Source organism: Lysinibacillus parviboronicapiens, from assembly GCF_003049575.1.
GTDB classification, from domain to species: domain Bacteria; phylum Bacillota; class Bacilli; order Bacillales_A; family Planococcaceae; genus Lysinibacillus; species Lysinibacillus parviboronicapiens.
The window spans coordinates 1-15,621 of the sequence record NZ_PYWI01000038.1 but is presented as its reverse complement, the minus strand read 5'-3'; the positions used below and the strand labels follow the sequence as shown (position 1 = coordinate 15,621).

Here is a 15,621-nt window from a genome sequence, read left to right as displayed (position 1 = left end):
CTTTTCCCAACGCACTACTCTAATTTTATCTTTGGCCAACAATCTCTTAGCGTTGTAACATCTTGTGATATGTCGTCGAAAAGCTTATCAAGTATAGGCAAATATATTTTGCTCATTTTAAGGTTTTCAATCACCTTGTAGTCTCGCTGTAATGATTGAACCGCCATATCATAAACCACAAATTTATGAAGTAGTCGCCTTTGCTCAAAGCTAATCATACTACTTTACGCTTTTTATGAAGGGCTGGAACAACCACTAAAACCTGTGTTTCGGATCATCTCTATTAATAAGCATGAGTGCCACTTTTGTTGGTAAAGAAAGTACCTTTGAACAAAAAGCCATCACCATCTGATTAAGCACTTTTTCAACTTCCTCTGAGCGATGCATTTCTTTTTTTATATGAGCCAGTTCAATCTCTGCTTTCTCACGCTTTGCTTTTTCATGCAGCCACTTTTCATAATCTAATGATTCAACAACGTCATTTTCATCGATGCCCTCTGAAGACACTTTCAGAAACGTGACATATTTGCTGACTGTATCGATTAAATCAAAACGCCCATATCCAGCACGACTTATTACACCTTCTTCAACAAGTTGGCAGACACGTCTTTCAGTCAAATTAAACATTTTAGCAATAGCTGCTGTATTTACAACGATCTCTGATATATCCGTTTTGCCCGCTGACATAACATCACCTCATTTATCTTGGCTGTTTTCTCAAAGTTTGTTGCTGTAAAACATAAAGACAGAGTTAATCTACCAAAAATATGTAGAATCAACTCTGTCTATATGTTTTGACTTATGTAAATCTTGAATATTTAACTAAAGCACCCGTTCAACAAGAAAAAAAGATGCTTAAGCAACTCCATCGGCTTTAACGTATATTCACTTAAATACAGGACGCATAAAACTTCTCTCATAACTTAAAATACATTTAGTATCTTCTGCAAATTTATATGCTATTTGGCATTCTTCATCCAATGCCATTTTTGCTCGGTACTCTTCATATGCTGCTAAACTTGGAAAAGTGAATAAGGCATAAGCAATATGATTAGCACCCTCATGCGGAAGGAAATAACCATGATGTGTTCCACCTAGTTTATTTACAAGAGGAATCCACATTTTACCGTATTCTTCAAACTCTTTTGCTTTATAAGGGTCAATAACATACTTCAAATAACATGTAACCATTTTCTTCCTCCTATACTCTTTTTTTCATCATAACATATACTTCAACTAAACTACGACGTTAGGTGAATAACAACAATCTTTTGAGAAAACAGCCTTAACTAAAGCCCCTGTTTAAGGATTATTCTTCACAAGCTTTTAGTAGGTTTAGTTAAAAGTCTTTTTTATATAAATAAAAGAACTAAGCAAGAAATAATGCTCAGTTCTTTTGCAGATATCTAGTTTCATAAATGTGCGATTGTATTATTTTCGTATAGCTTCAAATGTAATGAGTTGGCATTCTTTTGATGGTTGCTTTTTGTAAGTATAATCGGCAGAACAAGTAATATCAGAAAAACCAATGCTTTCTAATATAAGTTTAAATTCTTCGATTCCGTACCATCTCATTGCAAACTTTTGTAATTCTGTGTCTACTAGCTTACCTTTTCTCCATTTCTCGTATTTTAAATAAGATAAGGTATATTGGTCGACCCAGTTGATTTCAATTGATTTGTTTTCTAATAAAATGCCTTCTTCGTTAGAAAGAGGAAAGGTTGATGTAGTAATTTCTCCTGTACGCCAATTATTTGGGATCTGTAGATCAACTATTACGCGTCCTCCTGGAATAAGATGATCATAAAAGCATTTCAAAGCATCTGTTGCATTCTCTATCAAGCAAAAGGAGCCTGTAGGTATAACAATAGCTTCATATTTTGATTCTAAAGAAAAACTACTTAAGTTACCTTCATATAGCTTCGGATTTAAGCCTTTTTCTCTGCATCTTTTCCGACAAGAATCTAACATTTCAGGTGAATAGTCAAAGCCATCAACAATTAATCCCTTTTCAAGTAAAGGGATTAAGAATCGTCCTGACCCGACACAAGCTTCAAGTATCTTTCCTCTAGTCCCTTTTAATCTTTCAAGATAATATTCAATATCACCATCAATTGAATACCCCTCTGGCTTGGTAATATCATATACTTCTGTACATAATGCACCGTAATAACTAAACATTTCTTTCCCTCCGATTTTATATGCGGAAGAACTTTAATTGAATTATTAAACCTTCCGCACCTCAAATTTGTTAGATGTAGATAAAGAGCTGACTATCATATTAAATCACTCACTTTCTATACAATATATTAACATTATATACCTTTCATGGATTTAATACACTTATTTCAATGTGTATTAAGTCCATAAATAACTTCTTCAACTAACCTGCGTCGTTTGTTGAATAGCGGCAAACTTTTTTTAACAGGATGGAAGGAACACCTTTTTTCACCCTGTATCTAGACAGAAGAACCTACACTTTTTAAATTGCTTCTCATTTACATACAATTCAAAAGCTCCTCTGATGGGATTTCACCGTCGGCACTTGAACATAAAAAAGCGACACCTCAACATTAAATCGAAGCTTTGCTTTGGTCTTGCGCATATCCATTTATCACACAATATCATCTTACACATCTAAAAACCAAATCTCTGTCAAAAGTCTCCCATTTTTCAGTCATGTTTCTTTCAGGAAGATTATTTTCTAAAAAATGTTTCTATTTTATGGTTTATTCAATTTAAAATCTCTGCTACTTTAATAATCGTTTTGTGATGAAGTACTTTTTACCTTCCTCTGAGCGATGCATTTCTTTTTTAATATGACCAGTTCAATCTCTGCTTTTTCTTGTAGCCCATGAATATAGGTCTAACATTAATTCTTCTTCAAAACTTGAGTGAAGTATGATTAGCATTCATCACTTAAATCAGCGGTTTTTTGTTATCTGGTTAACTATTAAATTCAACTTTATAAAACATCCCCTAAAAAACATAGTTATAGGTTGACATAAAAAAGTTTGAAATTTATAATCATAATTATTAACCGGTTAACAATAATAAAATTACAATGAAGATAGGTGAAACAAATGGATAGAAAAAATGATGCTATAGAAGCCTTGCAGCAATTAATTACAGAAAGAGAATCGGCTGTTAGAAGAAGAAAAGGAATGAAAGTAAGTCAGGAAGAAGCAATTGTTTCAGATTGGACACTGACACAATTACACATCGTTGCAGCAATTAAAGAGAAAGGAAAGGCGAATAACACTACGCTCTCGGAAGTTTTAAAAGTAACTAAACCAGCGATTACAAAAGCAGTAAAGAAGCTCTTAGAACATAATGTCCTTGAAAAAACACAACACGGAGATAATAAAAAAGAAGTTTATTATTTTCTCACTAAATCAGGAGAGATGCTTGCACTTATTCATGATCAATTACATGAGCAGGCAAAAAATCGTTATTTGCGTATCTTTAAAGAGTTTAATCCAACGGAATTAGAGACCATTATTCGATTTTTAAACGCAATTACTGAAAACATTAAGTCACATTAAAGCTATAAAAGGAGAATATGTATGTCTCGAAAACTATCTCTATCTCAAACGAAAATACTAGCGTTGTATTTGTTAAGTATAAGCAGTTTCTTCGCTTCTTTAAATCAAAATATTTATACACCGGTAATTCCGCTTATTCGAGATTCCTTTAGCGTATCAATTAATTGGGTGAATTTTACTGTCAGTAGCTTTATTATTATTATCGCGATGGTTCAAATCTTTTTAGGAACGGTGGTAGATACAAAGAATCAAAAACGGTTGTTAATCTTTAGTTTCTTTTTAATTTGTATTTCGACCATCATCTGCGCGTTCACAACCAACTTTATGCTCTTTATGGTTTTTAGAATTGTTCAAGCAATAGGTGCTGGTATTATTCCCTTGGTTACGATAAATATGATTTCACATTTATTTGAAGGAGAAGCAAGAGGGAGCGCAATGGGTACTTATCAAATAGTACTTACCCTTGCCCCAGCAGTTTCTCCAATATTAGGAGGAATATTAGGGGAACATTATGGCTACCAAGGGATTTTTCTATTTCTTTTTCTTATTGCGGTCATATTGCTTATGTTTATTATGTATGCATTTCCTAACAACGGAAAAAGAAAAGACAGAAAAGAAAAGTCTAGTAGCTTTACCCAAATCTATCGAGCTATTTTTTTGAATCGTGTAGGTTTTATTACGATGACGGTAAGCTTTTTTATCTTTTTCATTTACTTTGCCATTCTTGTCTTTTTACCGCTATTACTCAACGATCATTATCATGTATCGATGCAAAACATTGGTTTATTGTACTTACCTTTAACTGTTAGTATGATTTTGGGGAGTGTTATCTTTAAAAAAATACAAAAGAAAGTGGCATTGAACAAGCTGTTTATCACTGTTTTATTTTTCATGCCCTTGTTAATTATAGCCTTTGGTTTTCTGCATACCAAATCAATAATCGGACTTAGTATCCTGTTGTTTATGTATGGCTTAACAGTTGGATTTGCCCCTCCACTATTTTCAACTGTAATAAGTAATGCATATAGCGAACATAGAGGAGCTGCCTTAGGACTGTTTAATTTCATCCGGTATGCAGGTATGGCCATCGGTGGGATGTTTACCGGATTAAGTCTAGTTCTGCCAAGTACCCTCATCTTTATTTTTTTGGGCGTTTTGCTTTTGCTTATTTCTCTATTCCAGTATCCGAGTTTAAAGAATAGAACGATGTAACAAAAATGTTTATATCACTGTAATAGTTTTAACAAGAGCAGCAGTAAATGACATTTTCATCTCGTCTCCCCTAGATAGAACATTTTGCCTTAATTTCTCTTTGGCTCATCTTCTTAACGGGTTGACGTCCTTGACGCTGCCCTTGTCATACTTACCAAATCCCTTCTGCATTAGCGTCTTGCAGAATCGTAAATTTAGCTTATTCATTCATACTATCACAAGTATTAAGAATGTAATTCATACATTGGATTGTGTCTTCAATACGTTGTTTTTTCGACTTACAATAACGTCTATTTATACCTTCTTGAATATTTACTGCTTCGTTTATAATGTTATGCCATCTTTCAGGTATATGATTGATTGCATAACTGCTAGCATCTATTTTTGAAGCGATGTTATGTTCTCTTAGAGTATAAAATTGCCGTAACATTCCCGTAATAGACCACGCTACTTCCCTATCAATAAATTTGTTGGGTATCAGAAACGCTATGGTTTTATATTTTTTCATTGTTTTCAATCGATTTAACCAATAGGTATTCATATTTTCTTTTACATAATCAACTAGAATACTTTCATCCACATTAAAATCTAATGTGGTTACATCGGGACCCATTATGGTGATCCCATTGTTTTTTAAAATCCACCAAGTAACCGGGTTAATGCCATCATTACTCCATTTTATTTTGCCTTCATTTACGTATAAACAATTTTTCACCTCAGCTTGTTTCTTACCGACACTATCAACTGGTAGATAACTCCCGTCCATTGCTATTTTCTTATATTTTTGATTTAAATCTTTATGAAGCACAGCTATTACTTTCACATCTGATTCAGTTAAAGAGCGATTCATAACTGCTATAAAATCAATATCACTAGAGCCGTCAGTGTAAGCATTAAGGGCAATTGAACCGTGTAAATATAGCGCTTCTAGTGTATGAGGAATTTGCTTTTGAAAATTAGATATATAGTCATTTAAAATATTTTGAACTGGGGTAGGAACTCTCACATTCATAGAAACTCTCCTTTTTAATTTGCATAAAAACTTATAATACATTTTACCATTTATGGTAACCAGTCGGTTAATTTTAATTTAAAAGTAATAAGGGGCAAGAAGCTCTGTTTTTCACTTTATTGTGCTTTATACGCCCAATACTTGGAGGATAAGGCCATATGTTGATCTATCTAACGCCGCCTTGAACTCCCTTCACGGGAGATCTTCCAAGGCCAAACCCCAAGTAGAAATGGTGGAACACTGAATGTAACGCCTTCCCCAGAAGGATTCCCGGTGCCAGTTATGCCAGAGATGCCAAATGAACACAACCCAGGGCTTAAAGATATGAATAATTAGAAAAATGCTCCCCATTTTAAAATCGGGGTTTTCTACGTATTTATAGTGGTAATGTTGTTATACTCTTTAACATATATTAGTTTTGGGATAGTTCCTCTAACATCGCCCCAAGATGTTTTTGTTCAACGCTATCCCACTACCGATTATTTTCCTTAAATTGTTGAATTTTGGATAAACCCAATCATTTAAGTAGTTCTTTTCTTCAACTGTAAGATCAGCGAGTCTTTTTATGTTAAAATTTACATAAATCACATAATGAAGTGATGTTATGGAAAATAATTTAAATATCTGTAAGGCCTGTGGTAACGACTCATTTGCTACTGGACAACTTGGTCATAGTAGTTTTACTACAGATAGTAACGTTAGACCCATAGGATCTTTAATAGCTTCTGGTTCCCCACTTATTTTGTCATTTTGCAAAAATTGTGGGGAAGTGACTTCCTTGAAAGTAGCCAAACCTGAAAAATTCAAATAGTCTCTCCTAGTTATTCCTAGGGTCACTTTGCCGAGTGACCTTTAACTGGTTTCACTTCTTAAAAAAATCATAATCTCATTCAAATAAAGAAATTATTGCTATAATCCATATTCCTATCACAAGTAATAAACACCACCAGCCCATAAACTTTAGGAACTTTGTTAAAATTGGTTTCCTAGAGAGTTGTTCTGAAAAGGAACTCACCGTTAAAACACTCTCAGGATGCTTCAACAACATGTAGGAAAAGCTACCGAAAATAAAAGTAACCACTATAGCCATTATTAACATTTCCAAAGTACCCACTCCTGAACTATAAGTTTTAAAACTTCACTTAATCATTATATTATTTAGTAGCTTTTACTGTTTACTTAATGAATGTTTTGCATTAGTTAAATTATACTGATTATGGATAAAATTAAACTTTTTGTAACAAAATATAATTTAATTGTGCTTCATGGAGAGTATAATTGAACAAACGATGCATAAAAACTTACTTTTAGGAGGTTCTTTATGTTCCAAACCTTAGAGCATTTTATGAAATCTTGGGAGTTCGAAGCGGGTGCTACACAAAGACTACTCAACAATTTAACTGATGAATCACTTGAACAGGAAATAACATTACAAAATTGGTCTTTAGGACGCATTGCTTGGCATACCGTTACTGCTATACGCATTATCACTTCAAATACAAACATAACGTTCGAAGCCCCAACGAAAGATTATCCCGTTCCTACTTCGGCTCAATTTATTGCAGACAGCTATCACAAAGTTTGTAAGGCATTTGTACAGGCATTACAAACCCAATGGACTGACAGTACAATGAATGAAAGTATCGACTTTCTAGGTCAACAGATACCAAATGGTTCACTTTTAATGTTTTTAATCCAACACCAATGCCATCATCGAGGACAAATGACTGTTCTTATGCGACAGGCAGGATTAGTTGTTCCAGGTATTTATGGACCGTCAAAAGAGGAATGGACAAAGTTTGGTATGGAAGCTCCGCAAATGTAGTTCAATAAAATAAACTAAAGTGATGAAACTTTTTTAGAATCTGTTTTGATAGAATTTTTTTCAAAATAGATTCTTTTTTCATTCTATAAAATGGTTTAGCTGAGTATTAATTACCTCGTGCAGCTGCTGCTTTGTCAAAAGCCCAATCAAGATAACTCTGTAATCCCCAACATTAAAGTGGTGTTAGTTTACGGATACAGTAGTTGTCTAGTGATTTCATGATAATGGTGATGAAAGAGCCCCATATACTTTTCTGTTATGCAAGATTTGCTTAGGATGTTTGATGGAATCACCTTAAGCAGTGTCATAACTTTGTATTGTCGCTCCTTTTATCGCTATAATAGTGCTCTTGTGCATAACAGGATTATTTTCCTCGTTCAGTTTAACTGAGCCGCTAGCCATTCATGAAGTGCAAAAAAACTGCACCTCCAATTGTTAGATTGTGTCTAACAATTGGGGTGCAGTTCAAAAAATATAGCAGCAACTGCTTCTTTTTAAAATTAAATAACCAAACCAACAATTGTAGCCGTTAGGATACTAACAAGTGTGGCGCCATACAACAACTTTAAGCCAAAACGAGCAACTACATTCCCTTGTTTTTCATTCAACCCTTTTACTGCTCCGGCAATAATACCGATAGATGAGAAGTTTGCAAAGGATACAAGAAATACAGAAATAATGCCCAGTGTATGTGCACTCATAGAATTCGCTACTTCTCCAAGGCTTATCATTGCCACAAATTCATTCGTTACTAATTTGGTTGCCATAATTCCTCCGGCAGTAATAGCATCTGCCCAAGGTACACCCATTAGGAAAGCAATTGGTGCAAAGATATAACCTAAAATGTCTTGGAAAGATATACCGAAAATCATATCAAATAGTGAATTGATTAAATCCATTAATGCTACGAAACCGATAAGCATAGCGCCAACAATGATGGCTACTTTAAATCCATCCATAATATATTCCCCAAGCATTTGGAAGAAAGATTGCTTATGCTCATCTTCAATTTTTAAAATATCTTCGCTTTCTTCCACTGTATACGGATTAATGATCGAAACAATAATAAATCCGCCAAACAAGTTTAAGACAATCGCTGTTACAACATATTTTGGTTCAATCATAGTCATATATGCTCCAACAACTGACATCGAAACGGTCGACATTGCTGATGCGCATAATGTATACATTCGCTGTGGGCTAATCTTATCTAATTGTTTTTTCACAGTAATGAATACTTCAGATTGACCTACCATTGCAGAAGCAACTGCATTATAGGATTCCAATTTCCCCATACCATTTACTTTACTTAAAAGTAAACCTATCCATCTCATGACGAAAGGAAGAATTTTAAAATGCTGCAAGATCCCTATCAATACAGATATAAAAACAATTGGTAACAACACATTTAGGAAGAAGGAATACTCACCTTCATTCGCTAAACCACCAAAAACAAAGGTTATGCCCGTACTTGCGTAAGATAATAAATGATCAAATACTTTTGTAAATCCTTTGATAAGAATATAACCAAACTTTGTATTTAGCAGTAATACGGCCAATAGAAATTGGATGATTAACATAATCATTATGTTTTTATATTTTATTTCTTTTTTGTTTTTACTCATCAGCAGAGCTAAAGCAAAAACAAGTAACAATCCACAAAGGGATATTAAGTATCTCATAAGTTCCTCCATAAATAGATATGATAATTTTTGGGCGTTCGAACCCAAGACTACAAAGACATTCTTTCGTTCATTATGTTCCAATATTGAAATTTGAAGTACAGCCAAATATCTTAAGAAGAAAATAACTAGTCAGACGTCAGACAAACAATTTCACTATAACAGTTTTTTGACTAGCTATTCAATAGTAAAAAGAAAAAAAAGTATGCCTCAAGGCATACGTATACCACAAATACCTAAAAATAGGCGGAGAAATGTTTTTCTATTTGAAGACTTCGTTCTTCTCTTTTACATTTTTTATAGCAGGAATCATAAAAGTAGCCCCTAAATTACCTCTCGAAATTCTATATCCGCAAAAGTCCTTTTATCCATAACTCATTCCCAAAAATATTGCCTTATAATCGTGTTTGATATGGTAAACTACAGATCCTTCGTCATTTTCTCCTTGTTGTAGTTCATTTTTTCTGCAATGAAAACTAAGATAAATAAAGAAGGAATCCTTTTTAAAAAACATGGTCCATAATAGAAACTCTTTTTTTATTGTGTGAGGTTTTTGATATATTATGTCCATCGTTTTGAAAAAACCTAAATTAAGAAAACAAACCTGCTGCGTTATTTGAATAACAACAATCTTTAAAAGAGTTACTTTTATTGAAAAAGGGCATTATGCCTCCATCTTCATTTGTATAAATATACAGTCACATATGCAAATTTGAAAGATTTAAAAGTGCAGTAAAAAGACCACAACTAAAAATCGGTTGAGGTCAAAATATAAATAAATTATGTTATTTTTTAACACTTAAGATACTGTATTTGAATAATAGTGTAACTCCTAAATTCATAAAAAATGTACACGAAATAGGTATAAAAATATTGTTTGTTGCAAAATATAGCAAACCAATAGTCAAACTCTTCTAATCTCTTATTGAGATAACAGTCTGTCATTGACGTACTTACATAAATTATGGTAAATATCCTCTTCATAATCTTTCTGACCACGGATAAACTTTTCCTTTAGATTGTAATAGCAAATTTGAAGATATTCAATGTCGTGATGATTGTTAAAGGGTTTAACCTTCTTAACTGACGCCAAATCTTCAAAGTATTTATTCATTTTCTCGTATGTTCTAATTTTATAACCACGCTTCTTCATTTCATCCATTACTTTTTCTGTATAAACATACAAATCATCTTTAGGATATTCGTATATATAATTAATTAATATGTGTTTATCTTCTTTGGCAAATATACTATTTAATTCTCTCCACTGGGAAAGTAGTTGTCCTTTTGGTAGATACTCTAATAAATCCACATGCCATAATCTCATTCTTTATTTCTCCTTATTTGCATACTGCTGTTACAGTTATTAATTAACAAAAAAACTCAGGTTCCTCTGGTTACCTGAGTTTTTTATGCGTGTTCGTTTGTTACCGATTGACAATGATAGGATACATATTATTTACAGATACAATAAAAGCTACTCCCTTGAGCGGTCTAACACTAAACATGTTGAATGTAAACTACACTTATTATCGGTGCACTAAAAATCATGTCCCCATTTGTATCGTATAAAAAGTATGGATAGGCTACACTTAGTTGGACATTTTTTATAAAGGATAAGGAGCAATAACTAAGTCCTTTAACGAAGAAGAGCTTTATATGGAGCAATGGGCATGATAGCCTCGTTTGGCTAAGCCAGCCCTATTTTAGCTGGCTACTTGGCGCAACGAATCATGCCCATAGAGGCTCCATGTCAAGCAACTTGTGCGCCCCTTATGCTTTAAGAGAGCCATCTAACCACCTTAAAAAAGTTGTCCAAATCTGTTGCCACTCCAGTATGCCTCATCTTCTACAACGATTTCATCTACACCATTTACATTTTTTTTAATTAAACCTTCATTCCCATAAGCAACTGCCACTTCATAATTCACTATTATGCCCCCTTACTACCTATCAAATAAAGTAAATTATACCATTTGATATATCACTAGGTACATCTCTATATTTCTAACCAGATAAGCTTTTACAAGGCACTAGGAATACTTGCAGAAAACCTTCCACCGACACTTCTCACCTAGTATCGTCCGCGGTTACATTTGTTCCTTTTAAGGCTTAGCCTATTGTTATCTTCCCTTTATCTTTTAATACGATTATTAACATATATAGGCTAAATAATAGAATAACTGAAATTGTTATTGCAAAAGAGTATGTATCGTTAATATTAAAGTAAAAAGTATTTATAGAATTTATTAATCCAATTATCACCAACAATGCCCAAAAAGTATTTTGTCTTTTGTTGTTATCTCTTTTTGATTTATTCAAATAACTAGCAGCAAGCCAGATAAAGAAAGGTAGATAACATACAATTGCAAAAGTAAGAATCATCCATCCACCAAACGTCATAGTATACACCTCCTTTAACCTTTGTACGAATAGCAAGTTAAATAGTTTCATTTTATTATTCTAAAAAACAATTATTTATTTGATCAATATTTCTTTAATTTAACCATTCAACTATATTCTTCACCAACAGTAATAAATATTCTATGGCTTTGCCCTGTTTCTTAGGTTTACCCTCCTAAATGTTATAATGCTGTATAAATTTAGTTAACAAAATAGTAAGAGCGATTCCAATACGTGTGTTCGTAGCTTTTACCTTGCCATGGCAGCAACAGTTATTGCGTTACTGACATGAAGATTAAAAATTAGAAAAACGCATCGAAGAACTTAAAAGGAACTAGAAATTTTCTATAAATTTTTTATCCTCAAACTCTACAAGTAACTCGATCATCCAGTACGCCGCCTTCGACGACGCTTTTTCTAAAATTTTGGTATTCCATCATCTTCACCGTTCACACAACCATAATCCAATAGAGACTAGATTGGCACAATTTTCTCCAATAAAATAAACCTCCATCCCCGCTCGGGATAAAGGCTCGTCTATTATGATAAACCTATATAATTAGTAGAAGTTTTGCATAATGTCTAAATATGGCCGGCCATGGATTCCGAAAATCACACTAATTCCATTAAATTATAGGATTGTCCATAACAATTCCAGAAGAAACAACATTTACTGTATTAGCAATCGTATCCCCTACAGGGCAATGGGCTACAATGAATTTTTTAAATTCCTCTACCTTTTCGTGTGATGCATTCGTTTCGATATGAAAAGTATATCGAATTGCTAAAAACCCAGGCCTCACATCGGATTTTCCTAAAAAGCCATCTGTATCAAGGTCTCCTTCTAATTCAACCCATAAATTTTGAAGGTCTATATCAAATTTATGTGCAAAAGTTCTCGCTACTATTGATTGACATGCACCTAAAGCAGCAAGAAGGAGTTCTACAGGGTTTGCACCTTGATTATCCCCACCTAATTCCTTTGGTTCATCAATAATAATTTTATGTCCTCTTACATCTGCTTCTACCAAAACCTTTTCTTTTAAATATGTGTTTGCCTTAAACGTTGTAATTGCCATCTAAAAAACCTCCCTATTATTGCTAATTTTACATTTATATTACTTTTAACTCTTGCTTTAGTCAACTACTCATGATCTAATTTTAATAATTGATGTGAACTTAACGTGCCATTTTGAGTTGAACTTGTACATTGGTAGATTACCACCGTATTTTGCGTGTTGCAGTTGGTTATTGCATCAAACTCCCCTTCATTCTTATGTACTTACATATTTTGTCGCGGGACTACTTGTTTGCCTAGTGTAGTTAACGAGTTAATTCTTTTACATCTTTTTTGCCGATATAGGTTAAGTTTACCCTGTGCCCTGCTAAGATGAGGAATTACTGACGAACCGTCAACAGGACATGAACCATACTAAGCTGTGGCGTCAGAAATGCTGCGACTTTTTTAATTTATTTCTCAGGCAATTAACTATACAAAAATAGCTATCACATCATATTAATAATAGGGTGGCAATGCTAATATAGCTTTCCGCACTTTTTATATGGAGGGTTACTTTCGTCCGAGTGACCCTTTTCCTATTCTGTTTTCCTCGTCCAGCGCAATATTAAAATGCCGAAACTTTTTCCAATGTCATTCGTAGATTAACTAGCATTGGTTTTCCTTTGTCACTCTAATTATCTTTTTTAGAAAACACTTTCACTTGTCGCTTTTTCTTTTGCTTATTTTTTGGTATTTGCCAATCTTCTGATCCTAAGATTAAAAAGTTAAAAAAACAAACGGGTTGAAGAACCTGAAGGAAAACAAGTAATCATCTTAAAAATACATAATGAGGTCATGCTATGGACATCTTTTCATGGATTTCAGTGGTTGGAAGTCTGCTATATTTAATACCACCGATGATTCTGCTACCTATTGTAATGGTAGTTTGTGTGGTCATCTACAAGCTACTATTCGGGAAAATCTTACCGACAAAGATTTATAATTTTTTTATTGGTCCTGTCGCCCTTGTTGGTTTCTTCGTGTGGGCTCTACCAATGAATATGGGGTTTTACGAATTTTTTAGAGCGATATTTTAATCGCTCTTTTTTCGTTTAACCCTCAAATTGTGCAGTCATTAAACTACGATAGATACATTAAATTTTTACATTTCTTTATTTACAACTTCAACCGACTTGGACTTCAGCTTACTCCACTACTATAATGAGTATTTTTCCAACTTTATTTTTTCTAAAATAACGGCATAAATCCTTTTTACGTGCATATGTTCTAATAAGGAAATAAAGAAATTAAATCTCAACGATTGTACAAATAATACTTATTTATGTTTTTTTGTCATTCTTAACAAATAATTATCTTTTTATGGTAATATATAGAATATATTATTAAAATCGACTATATAATTCCAGAGGTGAAAAATGAATACAATTAAATCTTTGATTTTCCCCCAGGACTTGAATAGGTTAAACAAAGCACTACTAAAAGAAGTCTGTAATGGCATGACTTTAGAATCAACAGGGAATATAAATGAATTAACAAGTAGAGTGTGGACCGCTTTTGAGCATATTGAAGGTGATGCGCTGGAAGTAATAAGTAATAACATTTTTTCTGGAGTCGTTTCTTTAGTTTGGTATCAAACTACAAATCAAGCTGGTTTAACAGGGCTTAAACAATGTATTATTAATAAAATGCCATTTAATCCTTTTGAAACAGTAATTACTCCAGATAGCGAGAATATTCCGGATGAACCTACAATTATTGCAGCTGCCGAAATTGACGGGTCACAAGCTTATTATTTAAGGTTTATTCATAGAACAGGGGTAAATGTTGATTACTTTTTAGCTAACCGTAGAGAATACATTAGACACGAAATAACAACAGTTTATATTGATGAAGTTAAGGGAATAATCGAAGTACGAGCAAGTTCTGCTGTTGCTAAGAAAGTTATTGCTGGGTTAGCTAAAATAGTGGATAAGGAATATGAATTCAAACAGTATGATTTCTTAGAGAGATACGGTGGTACTCTTGATTCTTTAGTTGATGTACTTGAAGGAAAGCTTATTGATGCTATAGGAAGACCAGCAGGGATAGTAAATACATTTGAAGAAACACATGGTCAATCATTTGTAAGTATACTTTCTGCCATTGATGAATACTATACTAAGGGTGAATTATCCATTCTTGAGCAAAACTTGAATAGTGAGGATATTATCGGTACATTAGAAACAACACCTTTTACGATGTTACTTTTAAGTGGTCTTGAAACCATAGGATTAGGTAGTATTAGAGAACTTAGAGGATTACCATTATATGATTATTTAGAACCTTACCTAGCCAAACAAAAAGGATCTATAATATTTGAGCATAGTGTTGGTGGCGTGGTCCAAGAATATTCTATAAAAATTGGTTTAACAACAAAGACATTTAAATTTAATGTATTCGCATCTGAGCATGTATTGCATTATATTAGGGAAAAATTGATTTAACAAAAATTATTCTGTGAGGTAAAAGTTGTGAGCAATTTAAAACCATGGGAAATTTCTCAAAAAATTAATAATGCACTTGAGGCAATTGCTAAAAGTAAAATTGAAAAATTTTACCATAGTTATATTGTAAAAATAACTGACTTACCTCTTGGAGTAGTTATTGATAAATTATCTGAATTAGAAAAACAAGAAGCGCTTATCATAAAATTAGAGTTCCTCTGTGAAGAATGCAATCGAAACATTTTAACTGTTGCTAAATATGAACTGGATAGTATTGATCCTGAAATTACTTGTAAGTATTGCGGATCCGAAAATTGTGTTAATCCTTTAGACACGATTCCAATAATTGAATTAAGTGAGGATTTTAAAGAAAATTTATCAAAAAAAAAAACAATAACAAAGCGCATTATGTTGGTTTAAAACAGCAAAATAAACCAG

17 protein-coding genes and 1 pseudogene are annotated in these 15,621 nt (G+C 33.1%); 8 read left to right on the top strand and 10 right to left on the bottom strand.

What is annotated here, in order from left to right; all coding sequences use genetic code 11:
* Positions 1-14 precede the first annotated feature (14 nt).
* From C9J35_RS25190 to C9J35_RS20585, 4 genes are all read right to left on the bottom strand, one after another.
* Entirely contained in the window at positions 15-167 is a 153-nt protein-coding gene (locus C9J35_RS25190) for a hypothetical protein (protein ID WP_499842764.1), read from the bottom strand.
* An 88-nt stretch (positions 168-255) separates the two neighbouring features.
* Positions 256-687 (bottom strand): hypothetical protein, encoded by a 432-nt coding sequence (locus tag C9J35_RS20595; protein ID WP_107926540.1) that lies wholly within the window; start codon positions 685-687, stop codon positions 256-258.
* 198 nt (positions 688-885) lie between these two features.
* Complete coding sequence (locus C9J35_RS20590; RefSeq protein WP_054768728.1) at positions 886-1,191, bottom strand: NIPSNAP family protein; 306 nt, start codon at positions 1,189-1,191, stop codon at positions 886-888.
* Positions 1,192-1,431: 240 nt separating this feature from the next.
* The gene (locus tag C9J35_RS20585) at positions 1,432-2,181 is read right to left on the bottom strand and encodes a class I SAM-dependent methyltransferase (protein ID WP_054768729.1); all 750 of its coding nucleotides are present in this window, start codon (positions 2,179-2,181) and stop codon (positions 1,432-1,434) included.
* A gap of 902 nt (positions 2,182-3,083) precedes the next feature.
* Here C9J35_RS20585 and C9J35_RS20580 point away from each other — a divergent pair.
* On the top strand, positions 3,084-3,545 hold the full coding sequence (locus tag C9J35_RS20580; RefSeq protein WP_107926538.1) for a MarR family transcriptional regulator: 462 nt from the start codon (positions 3,084-3,086) through the stop codon (positions 3,543-3,545).
* Positions 3,546-3,566: 21 nt separating this feature from the next.
* On the top strand, positions 3,567-4,757 hold the full coding sequence (locus tag C9J35_RS20575; RefSeq protein ID WP_107926536.1) for an MFS transporter: 1,191 nt from the start codon (positions 3,567-3,569) through the stop codon (positions 4,755-4,757).
* A gap of 199 nt (positions 4,758-4,956) precedes the next feature.
* On the opposite strand, the gene C9J35_RS20570 is transcribed toward C9J35_RS20575, so the two are convergent.
* The gene (locus tag C9J35_RS20570; protein WP_167396022.1) at positions 4,957-5,769 is read right to left on the bottom strand and encodes an aminoglycoside adenylyltransferase domain-containing protein; all 813 of its coding nucleotides are present in this window, start codon (positions 5,767-5,769) and stop codon (positions 4,957-4,959) included.
* Between the two features lie 198 nt (positions 5,770-5,967).
* Here C9J35_RS20570 and C9J35_RS24365 point away from each other — a divergent pair.
* From C9J35_RS24365 to C9J35_RS20555, 3 genes and pseudogenes are all read left to right on the top strand, one after another.
* Positions 5,968-6,105 (top strand): annotated as a pseudogene (locus tag C9J35_RS24365) (manganese catalase family protein); the annotation flags it as partial.
* Between the two features lie 268 nt (positions 6,106-6,373).
* Positions 6,374-6,580 (top strand): hypothetical protein, encoded by a 207-nt coding sequence (locus tag C9J35_RS20565; protein ID WP_107926532.1) that lies wholly within the window; start codon positions 6,374-6,376, stop codon positions 6,578-6,580.
* A 510-nt stretch (positions 6,581-7,090) separates the two neighbouring features.
* Positions 7,091-7,594 (top strand): DinB family protein, encoded by a 504-nt coding sequence (locus tag C9J35_RS20555; RefSeq protein ID WP_054768732.1) that lies wholly within the window; start codon positions 7,091-7,093, stop codon positions 7,592-7,594.
* 500 nt (positions 7,595-8,094) lie between these two features.
* Here the strand turns inward: C9J35_RS20555 and C9J35_RS20550 are convergent, their stop codons facing one another.
* The 5 genes from C9J35_RS20550 to C9J35_RS20530 form a co-directional block, all read right to left on the bottom strand.
* Entirely contained in the window at positions 8,095-9,276 is a 1,182-nt protein-coding gene (locus C9J35_RS20550; protein ID WP_107926530.1) for a NupC/NupG family nucleoside CNT transporter, read from the bottom strand.
* Positions 9,277-10,198: 922 nt separating this feature from the next.
* Positions 10,199-10,603, bottom strand: a complete 405-nt coding sequence (locus C9J35_RS20540) for a pyrimidine dimer DNA glycosylase/endonuclease V (RefSeq protein WP_054768734.1) — start codon at positions 10,601-10,603, stop codon at positions 10,199-10,201.
* Between the two features lie 475 nt (positions 10,604-11,078).
* The gene (locus tag C9J35_RS24630; RefSeq protein WP_268807944.1) at positions 11,079-11,207 is read right to left on the bottom strand and encodes a hypothetical protein; all 129 of its coding nucleotides are present in this window, start codon (positions 11,205-11,207) and stop codon (positions 11,079-11,081) included.
* Between the two features lie 181 nt (positions 11,208-11,388).
* On the bottom strand, positions 11,389-11,679 hold the full coding sequence (locus C9J35_RS20535) for a hypothetical protein (protein ID WP_054770002.1): 291 nt from the start codon (positions 11,677-11,679) through the stop codon (positions 11,389-11,391).
* 626 nt (positions 11,680-12,305) lie between these two features.
* A complete protein-coding gene (locus C9J35_RS20530; protein ID WP_107926526.1) occupies positions 12,306-12,758 on the bottom strand; it encodes an OsmC family protein in 453 nt (150 codons plus the stop codon).
* Positions 12,759-13,539: 781 nt separating this feature from the next.
* On the opposite strand from C9J35_RS20530, the gene C9J35_RS20525 reads away from it, so the two are divergent.
* The 3 genes from C9J35_RS20525 to C9J35_RS20515 all read left to right on the top strand — a co-directional run bounded on the left by C9J35_RS20525 (position 13,540) and on the right by C9J35_RS20515 (position 15,603).
* Positions 13,540-13,776 carry a hypothetical protein gene (locus C9J35_RS20525; RefSeq protein ID WP_107926524.1) on the top strand — a complete coding sequence of 79 codons (237 nt, stop codon included), beginning with the start codon at positions 13,540-13,542 and terminating at the stop codon, positions 13,774-13,776.
* 339 nt (positions 13,777-14,115) lie between these two features.
* The gene (locus C9J35_RS20520) at positions 14,116-15,183 is read left to right on the top strand and encodes a hypothetical protein (RefSeq protein ID WP_107926522.1); all 1,068 of its coding nucleotides are present in this window, start codon (positions 14,116-14,118) and stop codon (positions 15,181-15,183) included.
* A 27-nt stretch (positions 15,184-15,210) separates the two neighbouring features.
* On the top strand, positions 15,211-15,603 hold the full coding sequence (locus tag C9J35_RS20515; RefSeq protein WP_107926520.1) for a hypothetical protein: 393 nt from the start codon (positions 15,211-15,213) through the stop codon (positions 15,601-15,603).
* The last annotated feature ends 18 nt before the right edge of the window (positions 15,604-15,621 follow it).

Excerpts from the sequence above, each read along its gene's own strand:
- C9J35_RS25190 (WP_499842764.1), bottom strand. The coding sequence starts at position 167 with ATGGCGGTTCAATCATTACAGCGAGACTACAAGGTGATTGAAAACCTT.
- C9J35_RS20595 (WP_107926540.1), bottom strand. The coding sequence starts at position 687 with ATGTCAGCGGGCAAAACGGATATATCAGAGATCGTTGTAAATACAGCA.
- C9J35_RS20590 (WP_054768728.1), bottom strand. The coding sequence starts at position 1,191 with ATGGTTACATGTTATTTGAAGTATGTTATTGACCCTTATAAAGCAAAA.
- C9J35_RS20585 (WP_054768729.1), bottom strand. The coding sequence starts at position 2,181 with ATGTTTAGTTATTACGGTGCATTATGTACAGAAGTATATGATATTACC.
- C9J35_RS20580 (WP_107926538.1), top strand. The coding sequence starts at position 3,084 with ATGGATAGAAAAAATGATGCTATAGAAGCCTTGCAGCAATTAATTACA.
- C9J35_RS20575 (WP_107926536.1), top strand. The coding sequence starts at position 3,567 with ATGTCTCGAAAACTATCTCTATCTCAAACGAAAATACTAGCGTTGTAT.
- C9J35_RS20570 (WP_167396022.1), bottom strand. The coding sequence starts at position 5,769 with ATGAATGTGAGAGTTCCTACCCCAGTTCAAAATATTTTAAATGACTAT.
- C9J35_RS20565 (WP_107926532.1), top strand. The coding sequence starts at position 6,374 with ATGGAAAATAATTTAAATATCTGTAAGGCCTGTGGTAACGACTCATTT.
- C9J35_RS20555 (WP_054768732.1), top strand. The coding sequence starts at position 7,091 with ATGTTCCAAACCTTAGAGCATTTTATGAAATCTTGGGAGTTCGAAGCG.
- C9J35_RS20550 (WP_107926530.1), bottom strand. The coding sequence starts at position 9,276 with ATGAGATACTTAATATCCCTTTGTGGATTGTTACTTGTTTTTGCTTTA.
- C9J35_RS20540 (WP_054768734.1), bottom strand. The coding sequence starts at position 10,603 with ATGAGATTATGGCATGTGGATTTATTAGAGTATCTACCAAAAGGACAA.
- C9J35_RS20535 (WP_054770002.1), bottom strand. The coding sequence starts at position 11,679 with ATGACGTTTGGTGGATGGATGATTCTTACTTTTGCAATTGTATGTTAT.
- C9J35_RS20530 (WP_107926526.1), bottom strand. The coding sequence starts at position 12,758 with ATGGCAATTACAACGTTTAAGGCAAACACATATTTAAAAGAAAAGGTT.
- C9J35_RS20525 (WP_107926524.1), top strand. The coding sequence starts at position 13,540 with ATGGACATCTTTTCATGGATTTCAGTGGTTGGAAGTCTGCTATATTTA.
- C9J35_RS20520 (WP_107926522.1), top strand. The coding sequence starts at position 14,116 with ATGAATACAATTAAATCTTTGATTTTCCCCCAGGACTTGAATAGGTTA.